The 24,848-nt window shown below is 64.6% G+C and carries 22 protein-coding genes; 5 read left to right on the top strand and 17 right to left on the bottom strand.

Annotated features, from left to right (window positions below):
- Positions 1-20: 20 nt before the first annotated feature.
- Genes FBT96_RS02080 through xylA form a run of 4 tightly spaced genes read left to right on the top strand, consistent with a single transcriptional unit; the run spans position 21 to position 4,802 of the window.
- Complete coding sequence (locus tag FBT96_RS02080; protein ID WP_136904734.1) at positions 21-1,310, top strand: sugar ABC transporter permease; 1,290 nt, start codon at positions 21-23, stop codon at positions 1,308-1,310.
- A complete protein-coding gene (locus FBT96_RS02075) occupies positions 1,307-2,068 on the top strand; it encodes an ATP-binding cassette domain-containing protein (protein WP_136904733.1) in 762 nt (253 codons plus the stop codon). The genes FBT96_RS02080 and FBT96_RS02075 overlap by 4 nt, the downstream gene beginning before the upstream one ends.
- Complete coding sequence (xylB, locus tag FBT96_RS02070; protein ID WP_136904732.1) at positions 2,068-3,504, top strand: xylulokinase; 1,437 nt, start codon at positions 2,068-2,070, stop codon at positions 3,502-3,504. Before FBT96_RS02075 ends, xylB begins: the two co-directional genes overlap by 1 nt.
- The gene (gene xylA, locus FBT96_RS02065; protein WP_136904731.1) at positions 3,501-4,802 is read left to right on the top strand and encodes a xylose isomerase; all 1,302 of its coding nucleotides are present in this window, start codon (positions 3,501-3,503) and stop codon (positions 4,800-4,802) included. Before xylB ends, xylA begins: the two co-directional genes overlap by 4 nt.
- 30 nt (positions 4,803-4,832) lie before the next feature.
- On the opposite strand, the gene FBT96_RS02060 is transcribed toward xylA, so the two are convergent.
- The 17 genes from FBT96_RS02060 to mutM all read right to left on the bottom strand — a co-directional run bounded on the left by FBT96_RS02060 (position 4,833) and on the right by mutM (position 24,020).
- Positions 4,833-5,969, bottom strand: coding sequence for an ABC transporter permease (locus FBT96_RS02060; protein WP_136904730.1), 1,137 nt, complete (start codon positions 5,967-5,969; stop codon positions 4,833-4,835).
- Positions 5,966-6,883: an ABC transporter ATP-binding protein gene (locus FBT96_RS02055; protein WP_136904729.1), complete on the bottom strand. Its 918-nt coding sequence runs from the start codon at positions 6,881-6,883 to the stop codon at positions 5,966-5,968. The genes FBT96_RS02060 and FBT96_RS02055 overlap by 4 nt, the downstream gene beginning before the upstream one ends.
- Positions 6,880-7,827, bottom strand: a complete 948-nt coding sequence (locus FBT96_RS02050; RefSeq protein ID WP_136904728.1) for an HlyD family secretion protein — start codon at positions 7,825-7,827, stop codon at positions 6,880-6,882. Before FBT96_RS02050 ends, FBT96_RS02055 begins: the two co-directional genes overlap by 4 nt.
- Positions 7,824-8,492 carry a CerR family C-terminal domain-containing protein gene (locus tag FBT96_RS02045; RefSeq protein ID WP_136904727.1) on the bottom strand — a complete coding sequence of 223 codons (669 nt, stop codon included), beginning with the start codon at positions 8,490-8,492 and terminating at the stop codon, positions 7,824-7,826. Before FBT96_RS02045 ends, FBT96_RS02050 begins: the two co-directional genes overlap by 4 nt.
- Positions 8,493-8,619: 127 nt before the next feature.
- Positions 8,620-9,717 carry a flagellar basal body P-ring protein FlgI gene (locus FBT96_RS02040; RefSeq protein ID WP_169583122.1) on the bottom strand — a complete coding sequence of 366 codons (1,098 nt, stop codon included), beginning with the start codon at positions 9,715-9,717 and terminating at the stop codon, positions 8,620-8,622.
- Positions 9,717-10,730, bottom strand: coding sequence for a flagellin (locus tag FBT96_RS02035; protein ID WP_169583120.1), 1,014 nt, complete (start codon positions 10,728-10,730; stop codon positions 9,717-9,719). The genes FBT96_RS02040 and FBT96_RS02035 overlap by 1 nt, the downstream gene beginning before the upstream one ends.
- 1 nt (position 10,731) lies before the next feature.
- Positions 10,732-12,186, bottom strand: coding sequence for a flagellar hook-associated protein FlgK (gene flgK, locus FBT96_RS02030; RefSeq protein ID WP_136904724.1), 1,455 nt, complete (start codon positions 12,184-12,186; stop codon positions 10,732-10,734).
- A gap of 31 nt (positions 12,187-12,217) precedes the next feature.
- A complete protein-coding gene (locus tag FBT96_RS02025) occupies positions 12,218-13,576 on the bottom strand; it encodes a flagellar hook protein FlgE (protein ID WP_136904723.1) in 1,359 nt (452 codons plus the stop codon).
- A 107-nt stretch (positions 13,577-13,683) separates the two neighbouring features.
- On the bottom strand, positions 13,684-14,535 hold the full coding sequence (locus FBT96_RS02020; protein WP_136904722.1) for a flagellar motor protein MotB: 852 nt from the start codon (positions 14,533-14,535) through the stop codon (positions 13,684-13,686).
- A gap of 96 nt (positions 14,536-14,631) precedes the next feature.
- Positions 14,632-15,183: a flavin reductase family protein gene (locus FBT96_RS02015; RefSeq protein ID WP_136904721.1), complete on the bottom strand. Its 552-nt coding sequence runs from the start codon at positions 15,181-15,183 to the stop codon at positions 14,632-14,634.
- A gap of 33 nt (positions 15,184-15,216) precedes the next feature.
- Entirely contained in the window at positions 15,217-17,667 is a 2,451-nt protein-coding gene (gene gyrB, locus FBT96_RS02010; protein ID WP_136904720.1) for a DNA topoisomerase (ATP-hydrolyzing) subunit B, read from the bottom strand.
- Positions 17,668-17,740: 73 nt separating this feature from the next.
- On the bottom strand, positions 17,741-18,808 hold the full coding sequence (recF, locus tag FBT96_RS02005; protein ID WP_136904719.1) for a DNA replication/repair protein RecF: 1,068 nt from the start codon (positions 18,806-18,808) through the stop codon (positions 17,741-17,743).
- A gap of 46 nt (positions 18,809-18,854) precedes the next feature.
- Positions 18,855-19,973, bottom strand: coding sequence for a DNA polymerase III subunit beta (dnaN, locus tag FBT96_RS02000; protein WP_136904718.1), 1,119 nt, complete (start codon positions 19,971-19,973; stop codon positions 18,855-18,857).
- Positions 19,974-20,076: 103 nt separating this feature from the next.
- A complete protein-coding gene (gene dnaA / locus FBT96_RS01995; protein WP_136904717.1) occupies positions 20,077-21,450 on the bottom strand; it encodes a chromosomal replication initiator protein DnaA in 1,374 nt (457 codons plus the stop codon).
- 450 nt (positions 21,451-21,900) lie between these two features.
- Positions 21,901-22,167, bottom strand: coding sequence for a 30S ribosomal protein S20 (gene rpsT / locus FBT96_RS01990; RefSeq protein ID WP_013069230.1), 267 nt, complete (start codon positions 22,165-22,167; stop codon positions 21,901-21,903).
- 149 nt (positions 22,168-22,316) lie between these two features.
- Positions 22,317-23,093, bottom strand: a complete 777-nt coding sequence (locus FBT96_RS01985) for an enoyl-CoA hydratase (protein ID WP_136904716.1) — start codon at positions 23,091-23,093, stop codon at positions 22,317-22,319.
- A gap of 81 nt (positions 23,094-23,174) precedes the next feature.
- Positions 23,175-24,020, bottom strand: a complete 846-nt coding sequence (mutM, locus tag FBT96_RS01980) for a bifunctional DNA-formamidopyrimidine glycosylase/DNA-(apurinic or apyrimidinic site) lyase (protein WP_136904715.1) — start codon at positions 24,018-24,020, stop codon at positions 23,175-23,177.
- A gap of 75 nt (positions 24,021-24,095) precedes the next feature.
- Between mutM and ubiE the strand changes: the two genes are divergently transcribed.
- On the top strand, positions 24,096-24,848 hold the full coding sequence (gene ubiE / locus FBT96_RS01975; protein ID WP_055210291.1) for a bifunctional demethylmenaquinone methyltransferase/2-methoxy-6-polyprenyl-1,4-benzoquinol methylase UbiE: 753 nt from the start codon (positions 24,096-24,098) through the stop codon (positions 24,846-24,848).

Genomic DNA, 24,848 nt, shown 5'->3' with positions numbered 1-24,848 from the left:
CTTTTTCGATCGGATACCCCATGAACACCCCGACCCCGCAGGACGGCGGGCAGAAGCGGACGCTGTTGCAGTCGCTCGAGCTGGACACCCGGCTTCTGGGCATGATCGGCGCCTTCGTCGTGATCTGCCTTGTCTTCAACGTGATCACCGACGGCCGTTTTCTGACGCCCCGCAACATCTTCAACCTGTCGATCCAGACCGTCTCCGTGGCGATCATGGCGACCGGGATGGTTTTCGTCATCGTCACCCGGCATATCGACCTTTCGGTCGGCGCGGTGCTGGCCATCTGCTCCTCGGTGATGGGGGTGATGCAGGTGCAGCTGCTGCCCCAGGTCTTCGGCATCGGCCATCCGCTGGTGATGCCGCTGACGGTGATCGCGGGCCTTCTGACCGGCGCCGCGATCGGCGCGCTGAACGGCTGGCTCATCGGGTATCAGCGCATTCCGGCCTTCATCGTGACGCTGGGCGGTCTGCTGATCTGGCGCAACGTCGGCTGGTATCTGACCGATGGGCAGACGGTCGGGCCGCTGGATCAGACCTTCATGCTGTTTGGTGGCGTCGAGGGCACGGTCGGCTCTGCCCTGTCCTGGGCCTTGGCGATTTTCTTCTCGGTTCTGGCGGTTTTGGGTCTCTGGCGGGCGCGTCAGGCCAAGATCCGGCATGAATTCCCGGTGAAGCCGCTCTGGGCCGAGGGCGCGTTGATGGCCACCGCTGTCGCGGCGATCCTTGGCTTCGTCGCGATCCTGAACAGCTATGCGATCCCGGTCGGCCGTCTGAAGCGCGAATTCGAGGCCCGCGGCGAGGTGATGCCCGAAGGCTACATCGATTACTTCGGCCTGCCGATTTCGGTGCTGATGCTGGTCGTGATCGTCGTGGTGATGACGCTGATCGCCCGCAAGACCCGGCTTGGCCGCTACATCTTCGCCGCTGGCGGCAACCCGGATGCGGCGGAACTGTCCGGCATCAACACCCGGATGCTGACGGTGAAGATCTTCACCCTGATGGGGGTTCTGTGCGCGATTTCCGCCATGGTGGCACAGGCGCGTCTGGCGAACCACACCAACGACATCGGCTCGCTCGATGAGCTGCGCGTGATCGCGGCAGCCGTCATCGGCGGCACGGCCCTGGCCGGGGGCATCGGCACGATCTATGGCGCCGTTCTGGGCGCGGTGATCATGCAATCGCTGCAATCGGGCATGGCGATGGTCGGCGTCGATGCGCCGTTCCAGAACATCGTCGTCGGCGGCGTGCTGGTTCTGGCCGTCTGGATCGACATTCAATACCGCAAGCGCACGGGGGAAAAGGTATGAGCACCCGCGGAACCCCTCTGGTCGAGATGCGCGACGTCTCGATCGCCTTTGGTGGCATCAAGGCGGTGGATCATGTCACCATCGACCTTTATCCGGGCGAGGTCGTCGGTCTGCTGGGCCATAATGGCGCGGGCAAATCGACCCTGATCAAGTGCCTGTCGGGTGCTTACCAGATGGACTCGGGCGCCATCTACATCAACGGCGAAAAGGCCGAGATCCGCAATCCGCGCGATGCCCGCGCTTATAACATCGAGACGATCTATCAGACGCTGGCGCTGGCCGATAACCTTGATGCGGCCTCGAACCTGTTTCTGGGCCGCGAATTGGTGACGCCTTTCGGCTTCGTCGATGATGCGCAGATGGAGGCCGAGACCCGCAAGATCATGGGGCGGCTCAATCCGAACTTCCGCAAGTTCAAGGAGCCGGTGAAGGCGCTCTCGGGCGGGCAGCGGCAGTCGGTGGCGATCGCGCGGGCGGTCTATTTCAACGCGCGTATCCTGATCATGGACGAGCCCACCGCCGCGCTGGGCCCGCATGAAACCCAGATGGTGGCGGAACTGATCGAGGAGCTGAAGGCGCAGGGTCTGGGCATCTTCCTGATCGAGCATGACATCCACAACGTCATGCGGCTGTGCGACCGCGCCTCGGTGATGAAGAACGGCCAGCTGGTCGGCACGGTGAACGTCAAGGATGTCACCGACGAGGACATTCTGGGCATGATCATCCTTGGCAAGAAGCCCGAGGGGGTGGCCTGCTGATGTATCTGGGATTGGATCTGGGCACCTCGGGGCTCAAGGGCATCCTGATCGACGCGGATCAGCAGATCCTGGCCGAGGCGACGGCGCCCCTGACGGTGTCGCGCCCGCAGGAGGGCTGGTCGGAACAGGCGCCCGCCGACTGGATCGGCGCCGCGGAAAAGGTGCTGGCCGCGTTGGCGGGTTTCGGTCTGGGGCAGCTGCGCGGCATCGGGCTTTCCGGGCAGATGCACGGGGCGACGCTGCTCGATGCCTCCGATGACGTGCTGCGGCCCTGCATCCTGTGGAACGACACCCGCAGCCATGTGGAAGCCGCCGAATTGGATGCCAACCCGATCTTTCGGGCGCTTTCGGGCAACATCGTCTTTCCGGGTTTCACCGCGCCGAAACTGTGCTGGGTCGCCCGGCACGAGCCCGAGATCTTCGCCCGCGTCGCGAAGGTGCTTTTGCCGAAAGATTATCTGCGGCTCTGGCTGACCGGCGAGCATGTGGCGGAAATGTCCGATGCGGCGGGCACGGCTTGGCTTGATGTCGGCCGCCGCGACTGGTCCGAGGAATTGCTGAAAGCCTCGGGCATGCGGCGCGATCAGATGCCGCGTCTGGTCGAAGGATCCGAGGTTTCGGGCAAGATCAGAGCCGATTTGGCCGAACGCTTCGGGATGCCCGCGGGCGTCGTCGTGGCCGGGGGCGGGGGCGACAATGCCGCCTCGGGGATCGGCGTCGGCGTGGTGAAGGCCGGGCAGGCCTTTGTCTCGCTTGGCACCTCGGGGGTGCTTTTTGCGGCGAATGACGGCTATCAGCCCGATGCCGCGACGGCTGTGCATACCTTTTGCCATGCGCTGCCGGGAACCTGGCATCAGATGGGGGTGATCCTCGCCGCCACCGATGCGCTCAATTGGTTTTCGCGCCTTGCCGGGGCCTCGCCCAAGGATCTGACCGCGGGTCTTGGTGCGTTGCAACCGCCCGGAAAGACCCGATTCCTGCCTTACTTGGGCGGTGAGCGCACGCCGCTGAACGATGCCGCGATCCGTGGCGCCTTCATCGGGCTGGAACATGCGACGGATCGTGACGCCGCGACGCGGGCGGTGCTGGAAGGCGTGACCTTTGCGATCCGCGATTGCCGCGATGCCCTGGCGGCGACCGGCACCCGCATCGACAGCCTGCTGGCCGTCGGCGGCGGCTCAAAATCCACCTATTGGTGTCAGGCGATCGCGACGGCGCTGGGCACCCCTGTTTCCCTGCCGGTGGCGGGGGATTTCGGCGGAGCCTTTGGCGCCGCACGACTGGCCTTGATGGCCGCAACCGGGGCCGGGGCCGAAGTGGCCGCGCAACCGGTGATTTCCGCCGTGATAGAGCCGGTTTCGGCGCTGTCATCGGCATTCGACGAAGGCCATGCCCGCTACCGCGCGGCGCAGGCCGCAATCCGGGGACTGACATGACCGACTTCTTCAAGGGTATTCCCGCCATCCGCTACGAGGGCCCGACTTCGACGAACGAATTCGCCTTCCGGCACTACAACCCCACGGAAGTGGTGATGGGCAAGACGATGGCCGAGCATCTGCGCTTTGCCATCGCCTGGTGGCACAGCTTCGCCTGGCCGGGCGGCGACCCCTTTGGCGGGCAGACCTTTGAACGGCCGTGGTTTGGCGACACGCTTGATCTGGCGAAGCTGAAAGCCGATGTGGCCTTCGAAATGTTCGATATTCTCGGCGCGCCGTTCTTCTGCTTCCACGATGCCGACATCCGCCCCGAGGGCAGGGATTTCGCGGAAAACACCCGCAATCTGGAAGTGATCGTCGATTACATCGGCGAGAAGATGGCGGGCTCGAACACCAAGCTTCTGTGGGGCACGGCGAATCTGTTCAGCCACCGCCGCTTCATGTCGGGCGCGGCGACGAACCCCGATCCGGAGGTCTTTGCCTGGTCTGCCGCGACGGTGAAGACCTGCATGGATGCCACGCACAAGCTTGGCGGCGCCAACTATGTGCTTTGGGGCGGCCGCGAGGGCTATGAAACGCTTCTGAACACCGATCTGACCCGCGAGGCGGAGCAGGCCGGGCGCTTCCTGCAGATGGTCGTCGACTACAAGCACAAGATCGGCTTCAAGGGCACGATCCTGATCGAGCCGAAACCGCAGGAGCCGTCGAAGCATCAATATGACTACGATGTGGCCACCGTTTACGGCTTCCTGAAACGCTTCGGGCTGGAAAACGAGGTCAAGGTGAACATCGAACAGGGTCACGCGATCCTGGCCGGGCACAGTTTCGAGCATGAACTGGCGCTGGCGGCTTCGCTTGGCATCCTTGGTTCGATTGACATGAACCGCAACGATTACCAATCGGGCTGGGACACCGACCAGTTCCCGGATTCGGTTCCCGAGATGGCGCGGGCCTATTACGAGGTGCTGAAAGCGGGCGGCTTCACCACCGGCGGCACCAATTTCGACGCGAAGATCCGCCGTCAGTCGATCGACCCGGAGGATCTGATCCTCGGCCATGTCGGGGCGATGGATGTTTGCGCCCGGGCGCTGAAGGCGGCGGCGGCGCTTTTGGAAGATGGCGGGCTCGAAGCCAATCGCAAGGCGCGTTATGCGGGTTGGGACACGGCCGAGGCAAAGACGATGCTCGGCTCGGATCTGGCCTCGATCGAGGCGCTGGTGCGGGCGAAAGGCATCAACCCGCAGCCGAAATCGGGGCGGCAAGAGCGGCTCGAAAACCTGTGGAACCGGTTCGTCTGAACCCCAAAAGGGCCGCGCAAGCGGCCCTTTTCAATCAAGCGTCTGGCGGAACCGGCTCAGCGCCAGAAGCGAGAAGAAGACGGCAAAGCCGGTCAGCGTCAGCAGCGGCTGCGCGATGTCGGCCAAAGTTGCGCCCTTCAGCATCACCCCTCGGATCAGGCGCAGGAAATGGGTGAGGGGAAGCGTTTCGCCGATCCATTGCGCCCAGGTCGGCATGCCGCGAAACGGGAACATGAAGCCCGAGAGCAGGATCGACGGCAGGAAGTAGAAGAAGGTCAGCTGCATCGCCTGCATCTGCGTGCGGGCCAGCGTCGAGAAGACATAGCCCAGCACCACCAGCGCCATCACGAAGACCAGCACGCCGAGCATCAACAGCCAAAGGCTGCCGACAAAAGGCACGCCGAAAATCGTTTTCGCCGCGATCAGCACCACGCTGACCTGCACCGCGCCGACGACGAAAAACGGCAGCACCTTGCCCAGCATCACCTCGATCGGCGTGACCGGCATCGAGAGCAGGTTTTCCATCGTGCCGCGCTCGATTTCCCGGGTCAGCGCCATCGCGGTCATCATCACCATCGTCATCTGCAAGATCACCCCCAGAAGCCCGGGGACGATGTTGTATTGCGTGACGCCCTCGGGGTTGTAGCGGCGGTGCACGACGACCTCGAGCCTGTGCGCCGCGCTGGCCGTGGCCTCGGCCTCGGTGCCGCTTTCGCGCAAAAGCGCCTGCGCCGCGACGGTCCCCAAGGTGCCGATCGCGCCCGAGGCCACGGCGGGATCGGTCGCGTCGGCCTCGATCAATATCTGCGGATGTTCGCCGCGGATCACCTTGCGGCCGAAATCCGAGGGCACGGTGACGACGAAACTGACCTGTCCGGTGGCGATCAGCCGTTCGGCCTCGGTCGCGGTGGCTTGCGGATGGGTGAAGCGGTAATAGCCGGTCAGTTCCAGCGCGCTGACAAGGGCGCGGGAATAGCGGTCCTGCGTGGGCGCGACGAGCGCGGCGGGCAGGCCCTTGGGGTCATTGTTGATCGCAAAACCGAAGAGCATCAATTGCATCAGCGGCACGCCCAGCATCATCGCGAAGGTGATGCGGTCGCGGCGCATCTGCACCGCCTCCTTGCGGATGATGGTGAACAGGCGGCGGAAAGACAGGAAACGGGTCATGACATGTTGTCCTTTGACGCGCCCATCAGCTGGATGAACACGTCCTCAAGGCTGGTTTCGGCCTCAAGGATCTGACCGCCGGTCGCCTTGGCGACCTCGGAGGCGGCGCGGCGCAGGGCGGTGCCGTCGCGGCCGATCACATGCAGGTCCGCGCCCCAATGCGCCACCTGATCGACGCCCGCCTGTCCGGTCAGGCGGACCTGTGCTTCTGCGGTGCGCCCGCCGCGCAGGATCACGGTGACAAGGCCCGCCGCCGCGATCACCTCGGCCACCGTGCCCTGCGAGATCAGCCTGCCGTAGGAAATGTAGTTTATCCGGTGGCAGCGCTCGGCCTCGTCCATGTAATGGGTGGAGACAAGGACGGTCAGGCCATTGGCGGCGCGGGCGTGGATTTCATCCCAGAAGTCCCGCCGGGCCTTCGGATCGACGCCCGCGGTGGGTTCGTCGAGCATCAGCAGTTTCGGCCGGTGCATCAGGCAGGCGGCCAAGGCGAGGCGCTGTTTCCAGCCGCCCGAGAGCGATCCGGCCAGTTGCGCGCGGCGGCTGGTCAGGCCCAGATCGGCGAGCGTCCCGGCGACGGCATCGGCGGGCAGGCCGTAGACGCCCGCAACGAAGCTCAGGTTTTCCGCGATGGTCAGGTCTTCATAAAAGCTGAAGCGCTGGGTCATGTAGCCGACTTCGCGCTTGATCGCGGCTTGTTCCCGCAAGATGTCGTGGTCCAGCACGCGGCCATACCCCGCATCCGGGGTCAGCAAGCCGCACATCATCCGGATCGTCGTCGTCTTGCCAGAGCCGTTCGGGCCCAGAAAGCCGACGATCTCGCCCGGTTGCACGCGGATCGAGACCCGATCCACCACGGTCCGCTTGCCGAACCGTTTCGTCAAATCGGTCACGGCAATGGCGGGCGCCGTCATCTGCGCGCCCCTGCCAGCGTCACATCAACGATCTGACCGGGTTTCAACCCGGTCTCCGTGTCCGGCCGCGCTTCAAGCAGGTAGACCAGCTTCTGGCGGTTCTGCGGCGAATAGATCACCGGCGGGGTGAATTCCGGCCCGTCGGCAACATAGGAGACCGTCGCCGTCAGACCCGGGGCGCAGCCGTCGCACTGCACCTCCAGCCTGGTGCCCGCGTGCACCTGCGCCAGCTGCGCTTCGGGCAGATACAGCCGCAGCTTCACCGCATGATCGGGCAACATCGTCAGGACCGGCGCCGTTGGCCCCGAAATCTCCCCCGGCCGCCGCAGCAGATCCGAGATCACCCCGTCGACGGGGGCGGTCAGTCGGCGTTTCTCCAGCACCCATTTCGCCTGCTCAAGCCCGGCCTGACCGGCACGGACGGCGGCCTCGGCGGCGGCGATTTCGGGCTTGCGGGCGGGCAGGCGGGCCACGGCCAGATTGGCCTCGATCTCGGCCACCTTCGCCTGCGCCATGGTCAGCGCCGTCTGTGCATCCTCGCGTTGGGCCGGGGTCGCCGCGCCGCGGTTTTCCAGCGCCGCGAACCGCAGCGCCGTGCGTTCCCTCTCGGCCGCCTGCGCCCTGGCCGAGGCCAGCGCCGCCGCGATCACCCGGATTTCCTCGGGGCGTTTGCCCTCGCGCAGGTTTTCAAGCTGGCTTTCCGCCTGCGCCAAAGCCGCGGTCGCCTGCTCGACGGCAATCCGCGCATCGCGGCTTTCCTGCTCGGCCAGTTGCGCGCCCGCCCGCACCCGCTGCCCGCGCGTGACTGACAGGCTGGCCAGTTCCGCCACCGAGACGGGGGCGATCATCACATGGTCGCCCTCGACATAGCCGGTCGCAAGCGGCAGCGGCGTGGCGCAACCGCTCAACAGCGCGGCGATCAGGGGCAGCGAGCACAGCGTCATTCCGGGAACCTCCGTCTGGCGGCGATCTGGGTCGAGAGATTGGCTTGCAGCACGGCGACGATCTTCTCGGTCTCGTCGGGGCCGATGTCGGACCAGCCCATGCGGCGGGTGACGATGGCGGCGCCGATGCGGAAGTAAAGGATCTGACCGATCAGGCTGAAGACGAAGAGCTTGACCGGCTCGGCTTCGGGGTCTTCGCCGGTCGCCAGGGCGCAGAGCCGGCACAGGCGTCGATGCGCGGGGCCGATCAGCGCCGTGTAGAGGATGTCGGTGCCCGGTCCGCCGTCCGAGATTTCGCGCAGGGCGAAAGCGGCGAAGGGTCTCATCTCCGCGGCGCCGATCAGATGGCGGGCAAGACGGTCGATCAACGTCACCAGCAGCGCCCGGGCCGCCTCGGCCGTCACGGGGTCCTGCGCTGTCAGGCTGTCGATCAGGCCGCCGACATGGGCCGCAAAAGCCTCGGCACAGGCCAGGCGCAGTCCCGCCTTGCCACCGAAATGATAGGAAATCGCGGCGATGTTGGTGCCCGCCGCCGCAGCGATTTCGCGGGTCGAGGTCGCGTCAAAGCCCTTGCGCCCGAAAATCTCGATCGCCGTTGCCACCAGTGCCCCGGCGGTTCCCCCGGCCTTGAGGCCCGAGTCGGGTGGGAGTGCATCTTCGCGCATGGCGCCAGAATTCAAACAAACGTTTGAAAGGTCAATCGCGAAACCGTGGCAAGGCGCGGAAAGGATCCGTCATGCAAAAGGACGCGCCGCAACCGGCGCGTCCAGGACGGGAGAGGGGGAAAGCGGTTCAGTTGACCACGAATTCCGCGTGCAGAGCCCCGGCCGCATTGATGCTTTTCAGGATGTCGATCATGTCGCGCGGGCTGACACCCAGTGCATTGAGCCCGGCCACGACGTCGGACAGCGAACTGGTTTCGCCCACTTCGGCCATCTTGAGTCCCGCGCCTTCCTCGATCGACGCCTCGGTTCGCGGCACGACGACGGTCTCGCCGCGGGCGAAGGGGTTCGGTTGCACGGCGATCGGCGCTTCCTGCACGCGCAGCGTCAGGTTCCCCTGACTGACCGCGACGCGCGAAATCCGCACATCCTCGCCCATGACGATGGTGCCGGACCGTTGATCCACCACGACCCGGGCGCGCTGCTCGGGTTCGACCGTCAGGTTTTCGAGCCGTTCCAGCACATGCGCGGCCGAGCGCATGTTGGCATTGGCGATGCTGACGGAGACGGTGCCCGAATCCTCCATCGCGGCGATGCGCGACCCGAATTCGCGGTTGATCGCCTTTTCAATCCGCGCCGCGGTGGTGAAATCGGGCGTGCGCAGCGCCAGCCGCACATCCGAGAGGCTGTCGAGTTCGAAGCCGATCTCGCGCTCGACATGGGCGCCGGAGGGGATCGTGCCAGAGGTCGGAACCCCTTGCACGACCGAGGCCGCGGCGCCCTGTGCCGAGACCCCGCCCGCGATCACCGCGCCTTGCGCCACCGCATAGATTTCGCCATCCGCCGCGTTCAGGGGGGTCATGATCAGCGTGCCGCCCAGCAGGCTCTTGGCATCGCCGATCGCCGACACCGTGACATCGATCTTCGCCCCCGCCCGGGCAAAGGGCGGCAGCGCGGCCGTCACCATGACCGCGGCGACGTTCTTCGGCCGGAATTGTTCGCCGGTAACGTTAACGCCGAGCCGTTCGAGAATATTGGCCATGATTTCTTCGGTGAAGGGCGCATTGCGGATCCCGTCGCCGGTTCCGTTCAGACCGACCACAAGCCCGTAGCCGACAAGGTCGTTGCCGCGCACGCCATCGAATTCGACCAGATCCTTGATCCGGATCGGGGCGGCGACGCAGAAGGACGGCACCAGCAGCATCAGCACAAGGGCGACGAGTTTCATCAGAGGTAATCCGTCAGGGAGAGTTGGGTCAGACGCGAGGTCAGCGTGTAAAGCGTTTCCAGCTGCGATTGCGTGGCTTCAAGGGCCGTCGCCGTCTCGTATTCGTCAACGCCGATCAGTTCCTTGCGCGCGATTTCGAGCGCGGTCACCTGCGTCGAATTGCGGGTCTGCGCATCCGAAATGATCGCCTCGACCGTGCCCAGGTCGGCGCGCAGCGTGGTCACCGCGCCTTCGGCCGAGGTGATGCGATCCCCCGCGGCGCGGATCAGCAGCGCGCGCGTTTCGAGGTCTTCGGGCACCAGATCGCGGGCGATCAGGGTGCCGAGGGCGAAGCCCTTCAGCATGTCGCGGATCGAGGAATCCGCCGCGGTGATGCTCACCTGCGCGGTGTCGGTTTCCGAGAGCCGCACCGGCGACAGGCTGTTTGCGCTGCCAAGATAGCCCTGATCCAGGAACCCGCCCCCGCCCGCGGCAGCATCGAACCAGTCATCGACGGCGGCGATGATATCGGCCGCGACCGTCATGCCGCTGACCATCGCCTCGATGCCGCTGATGATCGTATCGGCCGACGCCACCGGTTTCGTGTCGGTGGTCGTTCCCGAAAAGGCGTAGCGCCCGGCGACATTGACGTTGAGCGCGTCGATCACCGCTTCGAACCGTTCCTCGGTATTCTGCGCCCCGGATTCGATCATGTTGTACGAAGAGGCGAAAGAAGCCGAGATGAGCGTCGAGCCGATCGCCTGGGCATGGCTCTGGATGGTCTCAAGCGCATCCTGCTGCGTGCCGGCGAGAAGGTCGGTTTCCGCCGCCACCTGCTTGTAGGCGGCACCCCGCGTCATCGACCGGTCGATGGCGGCCAGAGCGGTGAAATCACCGCCGACCTTGGTGCCCAGATCCTGACTGATGCCGGTGACGACCTCTTCCGAGAGCCGCGACATCGTCGTCTTCAGCTGCACATTGTGACGACGCATCAGATAGGTCTGCGACATGTCACCGACGGAGATGTATTTCATGTCAGATATCCAGAAGTTCCTGCAGCATGGCATCGATGGTCTGAACGACCTTCGCATTGGCGGCATAGGCTTTTTCGACGACAAGAAGGGTCTGCATCTCGTAGTCGGTGTCCACCCCGTCGGCGAGCGACATCTCGGTCAAGGTCTGCTGACGGGCGGTGGCATAGCCCTGGGTCAGCTCGGCCGATTGCCGCCCCGAAGCGGCGAAAGACAGCAGTTCCGCAGCAAGGCCCGAGGAGCTGCGCAGGGCAGAGCCGTAATTCCCCGAAGCCGGTGCGGATTCGCGGGTCAGCGCCGCGGAGAGCGCGTTCAGGATCGTCCCGTCGCTGACCGCCCCGGGGGCGCCGGCCATCAGCCCGTCCCGCAGATGCCAGGAGGATCCGCCCTGCTCGGGATCGACGATCGCATTCAGCTGCAGCCGCCCGGCCAGCCCGACTTCGGTGCTGGCGTCGAAGGCGCTGCCCGCATCGGTGAACAGACCGGGATCGCCCGCCGAGAGGGTGGTATCGACGCCCGGATCCTCGAACCGGGTCATCAGATCGCGGGCAAAGGCGTCCAGCTGGCTCTGCGCCTCGGGCGCCAGCTCGTCGCGCACGGCGAAAGCGGCGCCGAGCGTGCCGCCGCCCAGCGGGCCGTCGTCCTTGGTCGACGCCGGATAGCCGTTGATGGTGAGCCCCGAAAGCGCCCCCGAGTCGAGCGTCAGATGCGGGGCCATCGCCCCCGCGCCCTCGAAACCGATCGTGGCGGCCGAGCCATCAAGCAGGATGGCGCCGCCGGTGGTGAAAAGCGCGATCTGGTTGTTGTCGCGCTGCACGACCCGGATCGGGACGATCTCGGAGATCTGGTTCACCAGTGACTGACGTTCGTCCATCAGACCGGCCGCATCATTGCCGATGGAAATCTGCGTCGTGATCGTCCGGTTCATCTCTTGCAGTTGCACCAGTGTTTCGTTCAGCGTCCGGACCTGCTTGGCAATCGACTTGTCGGCCGTCAGACGCGCGGCCTGAAGGTCGTCGGAAACGCTGTTCAGCTTGTCGGCCACCGTCGAAGCCGCCTTGACCGCCGAGGTCAGCCGTGCCGTGCTGTCGGGCATGCTGGCCGCGGTGAGCAGGGCGCTTTCGAAGTCCGACATCGTGGCCGACAGCGACCCGGCCGTCTCGGGATCACCGATCTTGGCTTCGAGACGGCTGTAGAAATCCGCCTTGGCGGTGGTGTTTGCGGCGGCCGAATCGGCGAGCATCAGATCCTGCTGCACCACCTGGTTCACGATCCGGTTGACGCCGAGGATGCGGACACCGCCGCCGGTGCCGCCCAGCGTTTGCGACGCGATGGAAAGCTCCCGGCGCGCGTAGCCGTCCGTCATCGCGTTGGCGATGTTGGAAGAGACGACCTCGGCCATCCGGGATGATGCCGTCAGCCCCGAAAGGGCAAAAGTGAAGGCACTTGCGATGCTCATGGGTCATCTCCTCCTGAAGGGGACATCAGGCTCAGCGCTTGATGTTCGTCGTCTCCTGCAGCATCTCGTCGACGGTCTGGATCACCTTCGCGTTCGACGAATATGCCCGTTGGGTCTGGATCAGGTTGGTCAGTTCCTGCGCCACATCGACCGCCGAGCCTTCGCGGGCATAGCCCTCGATCGCGCCGGTCGGGCCGTCACCGGCGTCCCAGAGATAGAACGACCCCGAGGTGGACGAGACCTGGAAGGTCTGGTTGTCCAGCGCGTTCAGGCCGTTGATGTTCGACACGTCGACCAGCGGCACCTGATAGACGGTGCGGATGAAGCCGGTGTCGTACGTCGCCTTGATGAAGCCGTTCTCGTCGATCTCGACCGAGGTCAGGTTCCCCACCGGCGAACCGTCCTTGTTGATCGAGGTGGGCGCGAAATCCGTGGCGAGCTGGGTCAGACCGTTGGTGTCACCCTGTTTGCCGATGGTGATGGTGATGTCCTGCAGCCCGTCGGCCAGCGCGAAGCCCGAGGCATCGGTGAAGTTCAGCGTCCCCTCGGTCGAATCCCAGGCCGGGCCCTGGATCGTGGTGACGTTGCTCAGCGTGCCGCCATTCGTGCCGGTGTTGTCGAAGTCGAGCGTATATTGCCCGACGACGCCGACCCCGAGGCCATAAGGATCGGTGGTGGTCGCCGAATCGCGGATCGTCATCGTCCACTGGTTCGAGTTCGGATCGCCCGCCGCCGGGATCGTCGGCGTGAAGGAGACCTCCAGCGTGTTCGAGTTGCCGAGGTTGCCGAAATATTCGATCGAGGAGGTCAGCGTTTCGCCGCCCGCATCGTCCGCGGTTTCGCTTGCGGGCAGGTTGATGCCCCAGTTCATCGTCGTCGTCGGATCGCCCGCGGTCTGGTTGGCGTTGATCACCACCGGGGTCAGCCCTGACACGGTGTCGCGCGCATTGACCGGGATCGTGCCGTCGGCCAGCGCCGCCCAGCCGAGCAGGACCAGGCCCGAGTCGGTGCGCAGCACGCCATCCTTGTCGGTGTGGAACGACCCGGTCGAGGTCATCGTCAGCGGTTGGTCGCCCAGCCCGTTCGCCAGGGCAGAGGTGTTGGCGACGGGCAGGAAGCCGCGACCGGAAATCGCGATGTCCATCGCATTCGATGTGCCGATCAGCGAGCCGCGCTGGTCGATCAGGCGCCCCGAGGAGGCGCGCACGCCCCCGGCCGAATAGGTACCGGAGCTGCGCGCCTGGGTCAGCACCATGCTTTCGAAATCCGCCGTCGCCCGCTTGTAGCCGTAAGTGCCCGAGTTGGCGATGTTGTCGGAAATCGTTGCCAAGCGCGTCGCGTTGGCTGCAAGGCCTGCCACACCCGCGTTGAGCGAAGAAGAAATGGACATGTAAGCGCCTTTCTGCTGCTGCGTCCCTTGATTGAAGCCACCTTGCCGCAATCGCCGTTAAGATCGGCCTAACGCGTAAAATACGTCCGATTTCTTCTTCGCACGGCTCAGCGCCCGTTGCGCAACAAGATCAGTTCAAGCCGGTTGTTGCGCACCGACATCCGCGTTTCGACGGCCGGCTTGCGATCGGCAAACCCCGAGACCCGTTGCAGCCGCGCAGCATCGAATCCCGCGGTTTCCATAAGGATTCTCATCCTTTGCGCGCGCTCCGAGGACAGATCCCAGACCGGATTGGTGCGCAGCATCGAAGGATAGGACCGGGTGTGACCGTTGATCGCGACATTGTTCTTCGTCAGGCCGAAGACCCGCGTCAGCATACCGGCGATTTCGCCCAGAATCGGTTCCGGCTCGGAACTATCGGGCACGAAAAGCGGCTCGTCCTCCAGATCGAAGAATTCGACGATCAATCCCTCGTCGGTCACCTTCGTCACGATGTGACGGGCGAGCTGCTCGCTGACCATCGATTCGCCGGAGGTTGCCGACAGCGCCTTTTCGATTTCCTTGGCCATGCGGTCGAACTCGGCCTGATCTTGCTTCTGCTCCTGCTTGGCGGCCCCGCTGTCGCCGCGGGCCTGCCGTTCCTCGGTCGGCGATTGCCCCGAAGCCCCGGTGCCATTCTGTGCCACCTGATCTTCGGAAAACACGGAATCGCCGCCAAAGGCGCCTTCGCCGCCGCCCGAGATCCGGTTGATCGGAATCGTCGGGTTGAAGTAATCCGCGATTCCCTTGCGTTGCTTTTCTGTTGTCGCGTTCAGCAGCCACATCAGCAGAAAGAAGGCCATCATGGCAGTGACGAAGTCGGCATAGGCAACTTTCCACGCCCCACCGTGGTGCCCGCCGCCCCCGACGACCTTCTTGCGCTTGATGATGACTGGTGCGACACCATCGTGTGCGCCCATTCCCACCACCTCTATTTCACCCGGAACCAGAGATAGCAGGTGCCGCTTAAAGCCGGCTTAACGGATAAAATCGCAAGCAATCCTTGGGGGTTCGGGTCAATCCCGCGTGGCGAAACCGCCAAAGGCGCCGCCGAAGAAGCACAAGGGCTGGCCCTCGCGCCGCAAATCGAAGCGGGTGACGCGGCCAAGGATGATGGTGTGATCGCCGCCCGCATGCGTCGCTTCGGTCACGCAGTCGAATCGGGCCAGAGCTTCGGACAGGATCGGCACGCCCTCGCCGTTGCTGGCAAGGGCCAGACCCTCGAAGCCGGGCCCCGAGCGCGAGAATCGCGCGGTCAGATCGCGCTGCGCCTCGGTCAGCACATGAATGGCAAAGGCGGGCGCCGCGGTGAAATGCCGATGCCGCATCGAACTGCAGGCCACCGACCACAGCACCAGTGGCGGATCGAGCGAGACCGAGGCAAAGGAATTGACGACGATGGCGATCGGGCTGCCATCATCGATATCCCGGGCGGTGACCAGCGCCACCCCGGTGGCAAAGCGGCCGAGCGCATCGCGCAAAAGCCGCGGGTCCGCGGGGTCGGGCAGGTGACCGTCGGCCGGTGCCTCTGCCTGACTGGCCGCGTCGATCCGGTCGCTCTCGCTCATGATAGTCCCCTTTCGTCGCGGCCCGGACGGGCCTCAGAAATCGAGGTTTTCCACGCTCAGCGCGTTTTGCTGGATGAATTCGCGCCGCGGTTCCACCACATCGCCCATCAGCTTCGAAAAGATGTCCTCGGCCTCGGCCACGTCATCGACCCGCACCTGCAACAGCGTCCGCGCCGAAGGATCCAGCGTGGTTTCCCACAGCTGTTCCGGGTTCATCTCGCCCAGACCCTTGTAGCGCTGCAGCGTCAGGCCCTTTTCGCCCTCCTGCAGGATCGCCGTCAAAAGATCGAGCGGACCATGGATGAACTGCTCGCGATCCTTGCGCACCAGCCGCGCCGGGGCTCGGTAGCTTTCCTGCAGACTGGTGGTGAATTGCGACAGCCGCCGCGCCTCGCCCGAACGCAGCACCGGGCCATCCAGCGTGCGGACCTCCTCGACGCCACGCAGGATGCGCGACATCCGCAGCCCGTGGTCCTGCGTCGGCCGTCCCATCCAGCCGCGTTCATATTCGAGCGCGATCAGGTCGAGCCGCGCCGAAAGCTCATCGGCCACGCCCTGCGCATCGGCGTCGATCCGTCCGGCCAGCAGCGCCCCGGCGATCGCCGCCTGTTCCAGGATGCGCTGCGGGTAATGCGTCGGGAAGGCCTGCAGGATGCGGCGCACCTGCCGCGCTTCCTCGACCAGCCGCGTCAGGTCGGCGCCGGTGATGTCGGTGCCGTCGCCCAGCCGCAGGATCGCCCCCTCGACACCCTGATGCACAAGATAATCTTCCAGCGCGGCCTGATCCTTCAGGTAGACCTCGGATTTGCCGCGGGCGACTTTGTAGAGCGGCGGCTGCGCGATATAAAGATAGCCGTGCTCGATCAGCTCCGGCATCTGCCGGAAGAAGAAGGTGAGCAGCAGCGTCCGGATATGGGCCCCGTCGACGTCGGCATCGGTCATGATGACGATCTTGTGGTAGCGCAGCTTCGCGATGTTGAATTCGTCGCGGCCGATGCCGGTGCCCAGCGCGGTGATCAGCGTGCCGATCTGGTCCGAGGACAGCATCCGGTCGAACCGCGCCCGTTCCACGTTCAGGATCTTGCCCCGCAGCGGCAGCACGGCCTGGTTCTTCCGCTCGCGCCCCTGCTTGGCCGAGCCACCGGCCGAATCCCCTTCGACAAGGAAAACCTCGCTCAGCGCGGGGTCCTTTTCCTGACAATCGGCAAGCTTGCCGGGCAGCGAGGCCACATCCATCGCGGTCTTGCGCCGGGTCAGTTCGCGGGCCTTGCGCGCCGCTTCCCGTGCCAGCGCGGCTTCGATGATCTTGCCGACGATGCCCTTGGCCTCGGTCGGATGTTCTTCGAACCATTCCGCAAGTTTTTCGTTCACTAGATTCTCGACCGCCGGACGGACTTCCGAGGACACCAGCTTGTCCTTGGTCTGGCTGGAGAATTTCGGATCGGGCACTTTCACCGACAGAACGCAGGTCAGGCCTTCGCGGGCGTCATCGCCGGTGAAGTCGATCTTTTCGCGTTTCGCGATGCCGCTGTCTTGCGCGTATTTGGTGATCGTGCGGGTCAGCGCGCCGCGGAACCCGGCAAGGTGGGTGCCGCCGTCACGCTGCGGGATGTTGTTGGTGAAGGGCAGCACGGTTTCATGATAGCTGTCGTTCCACCACATCGCCACTTCGACGCCGATGCCGCGGACCTCGCCGACCATGTAGATCGGGTCAGGCATCACCGGGGTTTTCGAGCGGTCGAGGTATTTGACGAATTCCCGCACGCCACCGTCGTAATGCAGCTCGCTGCGCAGCGGTTCCGCGGGGCGCTCGTCTTCCAGAATGATCCGCACGCCCGAGTTCAGGAAGGCCAGTTCCCGCAGCCGGGTTTCCAGTGTCTTGAAGACGTAATCGAGGTTCGAAAACGTCCCCTCCGGGTCGGTGGTCTTGGAGGACGCCATGAACCGGACCTCGGTGCCCTTTTCGCCCGGAGCCTCGCCGATCTCGTGCACATGCACGGTGCAATCGCCCTTTTCGAACCGGGCGAAATAGACCTTGTCGTTGCGCCAGACCTTCAGCTCCAGCCAGTCCGACAGCGCGTTGACCACGGAAACGCCGACGCCGTGCAACCCGCCCGAGACCTTGTAGGCATTGCCGCTGTCATCGGTGTTGTTGAATTTGCCGCCCGCATGCAGCTGGGTCATGATGACCTCGGCCGCCGAGACGCCCTCTTCCTGGTGGATGTCGACCGGGATGCCGCGGCCGTTGTCGCGCACGGAAACCGAGCTGTCGGCGTGGATCTTCACCGCAACGTAATTGGCGTGGCCTGCCAAGGCCTCGTCGATGCCGTTGTCGACGACCTCATAGACCATGTGATGCAGGCCCGAGCCGTCGTCGGTGTCGCCGATATACATGCCGGGGCGTTTGCGCACCGCTTCGAGGCCTTTCAGGACCTTGATCGACTCCGCGCCATATTCGGCTTTGTTCTTCGGGGTTTCGGTCATCCGCGCCTATCCTGCTGATCGTTGCGGACTTATAGAGTTTCGGCCGGGGAATGTCACGCCTTGGGCACAATATTCAGCGGTTTTGCGGGGGGCTTTCCACCAATTCCGAGGTTCCCTGCACCTCGGTCACCTGCCAATACCGCCCGCGGTCGCCAAGCGTGTCGAAAAGCTCGGCCCCGGTGCCGGTCATCAGAACCTGCGCGGGCAGGGCGCAGATTTCATCATAAAGCGCCGCCCGCCGCCCGGCATCCAGATGCGCCGCCACCTCATCCAGAAGCAGCACGGTGTTTTCTCCCGCCAGCGCCCGGGCATTGGCCAGCAGCAGCGAAATCAGCAGCGCCTTTTGCTCGCCAGTCGAGCATTGATCGGCCGGGATCGCCTTTTCGGCATAAACAGCCGTCAGATCGACCCGATGCGGGCCCTCGAGCGTCCGCCCGGCGGCCATGTCGCGGCGCCGCCCCTCGGAAAGCGCGCTTGCCAGATCCTCGGGCCCCTCGGCCGTCAGACCCAGATCGGCGGCCGGAAAGGCCGTCGCCGCGCCCCGCTGCGCCGTCGCAATCTGCGCCAGGGCCTGCCGCCGATGCGCCGTCATCAGCGCCCCGGCTTCCGCCATCCGGCTTTCCAGCGCCCCATACCAGGCCGCATCGCGGATCTCGTCCTTCAAAAGCCGGTTGCGTTCGCGCATCGCCTTTTCATAGGCCAGCACGGCTTCCGCATGGGTCGGAAAAAACGACAGCGTCATGCGGTCCAGAAACCGCCGCCGCCCCTCGGCCGCCTCGATCCAGAGCCGGTCCATCGCGGGCACCAGCCACAGCACGCGCAAGAACCGCCCCAGCGCGACCTGCGCCGCCGCCTTGCCGTCGATCAGCACCTCGCGTGACGACCCGGGCAGGGCCGACGTCTCGATCTCGACCTCGGAAAGCGTCGCGCGGATCTTCCAGCCGACCTGTTCCTGGCGCCGGATCAGTTCTTCGGCCGAGGCGCGGCGCAGCCCCCGCCCAGGGGACAAAAGCGACACCGCCTCCAGAACCGAGGTCTTGCCCGCCCCGTTCGGCCCGTAAAGCGCCACCGGCCGCGCATCGACCGTCAGAATACCACGCCGATGCGAGCGGAACTGCAGCAACGTCAGATCCCGCAGCATCGCCGCCCCGTTTCTTCTTGGTCCAAATACGCCCTTGCCGCCCGCGTCACACGCGCATCGGCATCACGACATAGACCGCCGACGTGTCATTGCCCTCGCGCATCAGCGTCGGATCGCCCGAAGAGTTGAACAGGAACACCGCATTCTCGCGATCGACCTGAGACGCGATCTCCAGCAGGTATTTCGCGTTGAAACCGATCTCCAGCCGTTCATCGGCATAGGCCACGGCCAGTTCTTCCTCGGCGGCGCCCGCATCGGGGGCGTTGACCGAGAGCACCAGCCGGTCTTCATCCAGGCTCAGCTTCACCGCGCGCGAGCGTTCCGAAGACACGGTGGCCACCCGGTCCACCGCCTTGGCGAATTCCTGCGCATCGACTTCCAGACGCCGCGAATTCCCCATCGGAATGACGCGGGTGTAATCGGGGAAAGTGCCGTCGATCACCTTCGAAGTCAGGGTGATTTCCGGCGTCGCAAAGCGCACCTTGGTTTCCGAAACCGAGACCGCGATCTGCGCCTCGTCATCATCCAGCAGCTTGCGCAGCTCGTTCACCGTCTTGCGCGGCACGATCACGCCCGGCATGCCGGCCGCCCCTTCGGGCAGGGCGGCATCGATCCGCGCCAGCCGGTGCCCGTCGGTCGCGACGCAGCGCAGCGCCGGGCCGTCTTCGCCGGTCGCCACATGCATGTAGACGCCGTTCAGATAATAGCGCGTCTCCTCGGTCGAGATCGCGAATTTCGACTTGTCGAAGAGCCGCTTCAGCACGCCCGCCTTGGCGGCGAAATTCGCGGCATATTCCGACGAGGCCATCACCGGGAAATCCTCGCGCGGCAAGGTCGCGAGGTTGAAGCTCGAGCGCCCGGCCATGACCGAAAGCCGCCCCGCCGCCGCATCATCCGACAGCTGCACCAGCGAGCCGTCGGGCAGCTTGCGCACGATCTCGTGCAGCATCACCGCCGAAACCGTGGTCGCGCCCGCGCGCTCGACCTGCGCAGGCGCCTTGTCCACCACCTCGATATCCAGATCGGTGGCGCGGAAGGACACGGTCGATCCCTCGGCCTCGATCAGCACGTTCGCCAGGATCGGAATGGTGTTGCGCCGCTCGACAACGGACTGGGCCTGAGACACCGCCTTGAGCAGGGCGGCGCGTTCGATGCTGATCTTCATATCCATTCCTCGCCGGTTCCCGGGGGCGGCAAGGTAACATGCCGCCGCGCCGGAACAAGATTTTTCCGGACATTCCGCCGCTTTGCGCGGGGCGTCAAGGGTTTCAGGATTCCATCAGCCGCTTCAGCAGCCCGATATCCTCGGCCAGTTGCCGATCGGTCGCCATCAGCTCGTCGATCTTGCGGATGCCATGCATGATCGTCGTGTGATCGCGGCCGCCGAAGCGCCGCCCGATCTCGGGCAGCGAGCGGGTGGTCAGATGTTTCGACAGATACATCGCCACCTGCCGCGGCCGGGCAATGGTGCGCAGCCGCTTCGGCCCGATCATGTCAGACAGCCGAACGTTGTAATGTTCCGCCACCTTGCGCTGGATCTCCTCGATCGTCACCCGGCGGTCCGAGGCGCGCAGGATATCGGCCAGACATTCCTGTGCCAGATCAAGGGTGATCTCCCGCCCGACGAGCGAGGCAAAGGCGAACAGCCGCGTCAGCGCGCCTTCCAGCACGCGCACGTTCGTGGTGATCCGATGCGCGAGGAATTCCAGCACGCCCGAGGCCACGATGAGCCCCGGATTGCGGGCGGCGTGGATCTCGGTCTTGGTCTGCAGGATGCCCAGACGCAGCTCGTAATCGGTCGGATGCAGATCGACGACCAGACCGCATTGCAACCGGCTCTTGATCCGCTCCTCCAGATCCTTGATTTCCCCCGGCGCGCGGTCGGCCGAAATCACGATCTGCTTGCCCTGATCGACCAGCGCATTGAAAGTATGGAAGAATTCTTCCTGCGTGCTGTCCTTGCCGGCAATGAACTGCACGTCATCGACCATCAGCACGTCGACCGAGCGGAACAGCTCCTTGAAATCCATGATCTGCCGGTCGCGCAAAGCCTGCACGAAGCGATACATGAACTGCTCGGCCGAGAGATACAGTACCCGCAGCTCGCCGTGCTGGGTCTGCAGCTCATGCGCGATCGCATGCATCAGGTGGGTTTTGCCCAGCCCGACGCCGCCATACAGAAACAGCGGGTTGAAGGTCACCGGACCGCCCTCGGCGACGCGGCGGGCGGCGGCATGGGCCAGCTCGTTCGGCTTGCCGACGACGAAGCTGTCAAAGGTGAAGCGGGCATCCAGAGGCGCCCCGGGAAGATCCTGGTCGTCGCTGACCCGCGCGGCCTTGCGCGCCGGGGCAGGGGGCTTTTCCGCCACCGGACGGGCTTCGGGCGCGGGCATCGGACGGCCCTCGGGCACGCGGATCGCCACGCGCTCGACCGCCAGGCCGGAGTTGCGCAGCTCGCGCAGAATCGGTTCACCATAATTGCGCGAGACCCAGTCGCACATGAATTTCGTCGGCGCCTCGAACGAGACGATGCCGTCCGACAGCTCGATCAGCTGCAGGGGCGCAATCCAGGTGTTGAAATTGGTCCGGCCGACGGTCCTTTGAAGTTCATTGCACACCTGCCCCCAGAGTTCGTTCGTCATGTCTTTTTCCATCAGCGTTTCGTACCGACACTTACCACACAGCACATAGCCCCCCGCCTTGCGGCAGGGTCGGGAATGAAGACATGCCGACAGCCCGGCTGAACCGGTGTCGGCATCACCTGCCAAACCGGAGCATCTGCTCCCATTTGAAACGGATCACATCCTGAGCTCGAAGCTTACGGCTTCTTATCGTACGGCAGCACAGGGCCCCGCTTCGACCTTCGGATGCGTCTTGTCCCCCAAGACGACGTGAATCGCCCCGTGACGCTAGCAAGGCGGCGAGGGCTTCTGCAACCGAACTTCGCGCTTGACGCCCACTTTCCCCAAATCGAATCTGTTGCCCCCTCACCGGGCCGCAACACTATTGCCAAAGCATTGAAACTAAAGAAATAAAACGGCGCCCCAAAGATGGGACGCCGTTTGCGAGGATTAACTTCCGAGATCGGAAAATCAGTTCGACAGGGCCTTCACGCGCGACGAAAGACGCGACATTTTGCGGGCCACGGTGTTCTTGTGCAGCACGCCTTTGGTGATGCCCCGCGCCAGTTCGGGTTGCGCGGCTTCAAGGGCGGCCTTGGCCACACCGGCGTCGCCCGAGGCGATCGCTTCTTCGACCTTGCGCAGGAAGGTGCGAATGCGCGAACGGCGGGCTTTGTTGATGTCGTTGCGACGCTCGTTCTGACGAGCGCGTTTCTTGGACTGGGGCGTGTTGGCCATGTTTCCCTATTCCCGGGCTGAAGCGAATATATATAGCGCAAAGCCCGGTCGTCCCAGCGAACCGGATGATTCTAGCCTGAGCGGGCTTCACGCGCATGTAACGGCGGTCCTTAGGCCAAAAGGGGCATGAAGGAAAGCCCCTTTCGGCCTTATTTGTCGGCGAATTTCGCCGGGCGCTTCTCGGCAAAGGCGGCCATGCCTTCCTTTTGGTCCTCGGTGGCGAAAAGCGCATGAAACACCCGGCGTTCATAAAGCACGCCTTCGCGCAGCGTGGTTTCATAGGCGCGGTTGACGCAATCCTTGGCCACCATCGTTGCGATAGCCGATTTCGCCGCGATCTTGCGCGCGGTGGCCAGCGCCTCGGGCACAAGCTCGGCCACAGGCAGCACGCGGCTGACCAGCCCCGACCGTTCCGCCTCGGCCGCGTCCATGAACCGGCCGGTCAGGTGCATTTCCATCGATTTCGACTTGCCGACGAAACGGGTCAGCCTTTGCGTGCCGCCGATGCCCGCGACGACGCCCAGATTGATCTCGGGCTGACCGAATTTCGCGTTCTCGGCACAAAGGATGAAGTCGCACATCATCGCCAGTTCGCAGCCGCCGCCGAGCGCATAGCCCGCCACCGCCGCGATGATCGGTTTGCGCGTGCGCAGGATCGCATCGCCCTCGGTGCCGAAGAAATCGAGCTTGAGCATGTCGACAAAGCTTTTGTCCGCCATTTCCTTGATGTCGGCGCCAGCGGCAAAGGCCTTGTCTGACCCCGTCAGCACGAAGCAGCGCACCGCCGGATCGGCGTCCAGAAGCTTCAGCGCCTCGGCCAGTTCCCCCAGCAGCTGCGAATTGAGCGCATTCAGCGCCTCGGGCCGGTTGAGCCGGATCAGCGCCACGCCGTCTGCGATGTCCACGATCAGGGTCTGGTAAGACATGGGATTCCCTTTGCTGGTGATGGGAAAGAGGTATCAGGCAGGGGGCGAAACTCAATCGACCGTCGCGCAAGTGCCGCTGCGTCACTTCTGGCAGGCGGGGCAGAAATAGCTTGAGCGCCCCGATTGCACGATGCGCTTGATCGGGGTGGCGCAAAGGGGGCAGGGCGCGTCCTCGCGGTCATAGACGCGGAAGCTGTGCTGGAAATAACCCAACTCGCCATCCGCCTGCCGATGATCGCGCAGGGATGATCCGCCCGCCTCGATCGCCTCGGAAAGAACCTCGCGGATCAGCGGCACCAGCCCGGCCAGCCGCGCCGCCGCAATCCGGTTCGCTGCCCGGCGCGGGTCGATGCCCGCACGAAAGAGCACCTCCGAGACATAGATATTGCCCAGCCCGGCGACCGTGTGCTGATCCAGAAGCGCGGTCTTGATCGGGCTTTTGCGGGTCTTCAGCGCCTCGACCAGATAGGCCTCGTGGAAGTCATTGCCGAAAGGCTCCGGCCCGATCCCGGCCAAAAGCCAATGCGCCGCCTCGCGGTCGGTGCGGACAAGATCCATCGCCCCGAACCGCCGCGCATCGTTGAAGGTGACCCGGGCGCCGCCCTCCATATGCAGCACCACATGGTCATGCTTTTGCGCCGCCGGATGATCGAGGTGGAAATCGCCCAGCATCACGCCCGAGACCAGCATCCGCCCCGACATGCCCAGGTGGATGAGCAGGCTCTCCCCGCTCGACAGATCGGCGAGGATGTATTTCGAGCGCCGCCGCAGCCGCTCGACCCGGGCGCCGGTCAGCCGCTCGGCCATGGCCTCGGGCAGGGGCCAGCGCAGATCGGGGCGGTTCACCTCGGCCCGGTCGATCACCCGCCCCTCCATCGCGGGGGCAAGGCCGCGTCGGACCGTTTCGACCTCGGGCAGTTCGGGCATTTTCGCTCCTGTCGCATTGTCATGGCTGAAACCGACCCTATAAGGAGGGGGACAGTTCAAGATCGGCAAGGGCAGATGAGCACGGATCAGACCAAGACGACTCATTTCGGGTTCCAGACGGTGAACGAGGAGGCCAAGGCCGGCATGGTCCATGGCGTCTTTTCGCGCGTGGCCTCGAAATACGACATCATGAACGATCTGATGAGCATGGGCATCCATCGGATCTGGAAGAATGCGATGATGGACTGGCTGGCGCCGCGCCCCGAGCAGAAGCTGCTCGATGTGGCGGGCGGCACCGGCGACATCGCATTCCGGTTCCTGAAACGTGCCAAGGGCTCGACCGCGACCGTCTGCGACATGACGGAATCGATGCTGATCGAGGGCCAGAAACGCGCCGATGCCGAGAACATGGCCGCGCGGCTGAATTGGGTCGTCGGCGATGCGATGGATTTGCCCTTTGAATCCAATACCTTCGACGTTTACACGATCTCGTTCGGCATCCGCAACGTCACCCGCATTCCCGATGCGCTGGCGGAAGCCTACCGGGTGCTGAAACCGGGCGGGCGGCTGATGGTGCTCGAATTCAGCCAGATCCCGAACGATCTGATGCAGGCGGTCTATGACGCCTATTCCTTCAACGTGATCCCGGTGATGGGGCAGGTCGTGGCGAATGACCGCGACAGCTACCAATATCTGGTCGAGTCGATCCGCAAGTTCCCGAACCAGGAGCTGTTCGCCTCGATGATCCGCGAGGCGGGCTTCAGCCAGGTGAAATATCGCAATCTTTCCATGGGCATCGCGGCGCTGCACTCGGGCTGGAAGGTGTAA

This window comes from Rhodobacter capsulatus (assembly GCF_005144475.1).
GTDB classification, from domain to species: Bacteria; Pseudomonadota; Alphaproteobacteria; order Rhodobacterales; family Rhodobacteraceae; genus Rhodobacter; species Rhodobacter capsulatus_C.
The sequence above is the reverse complement of the archived record's forward strand: the minus strand, read 5'-3'. Positions and strand labels throughout refer to the sequence as shown.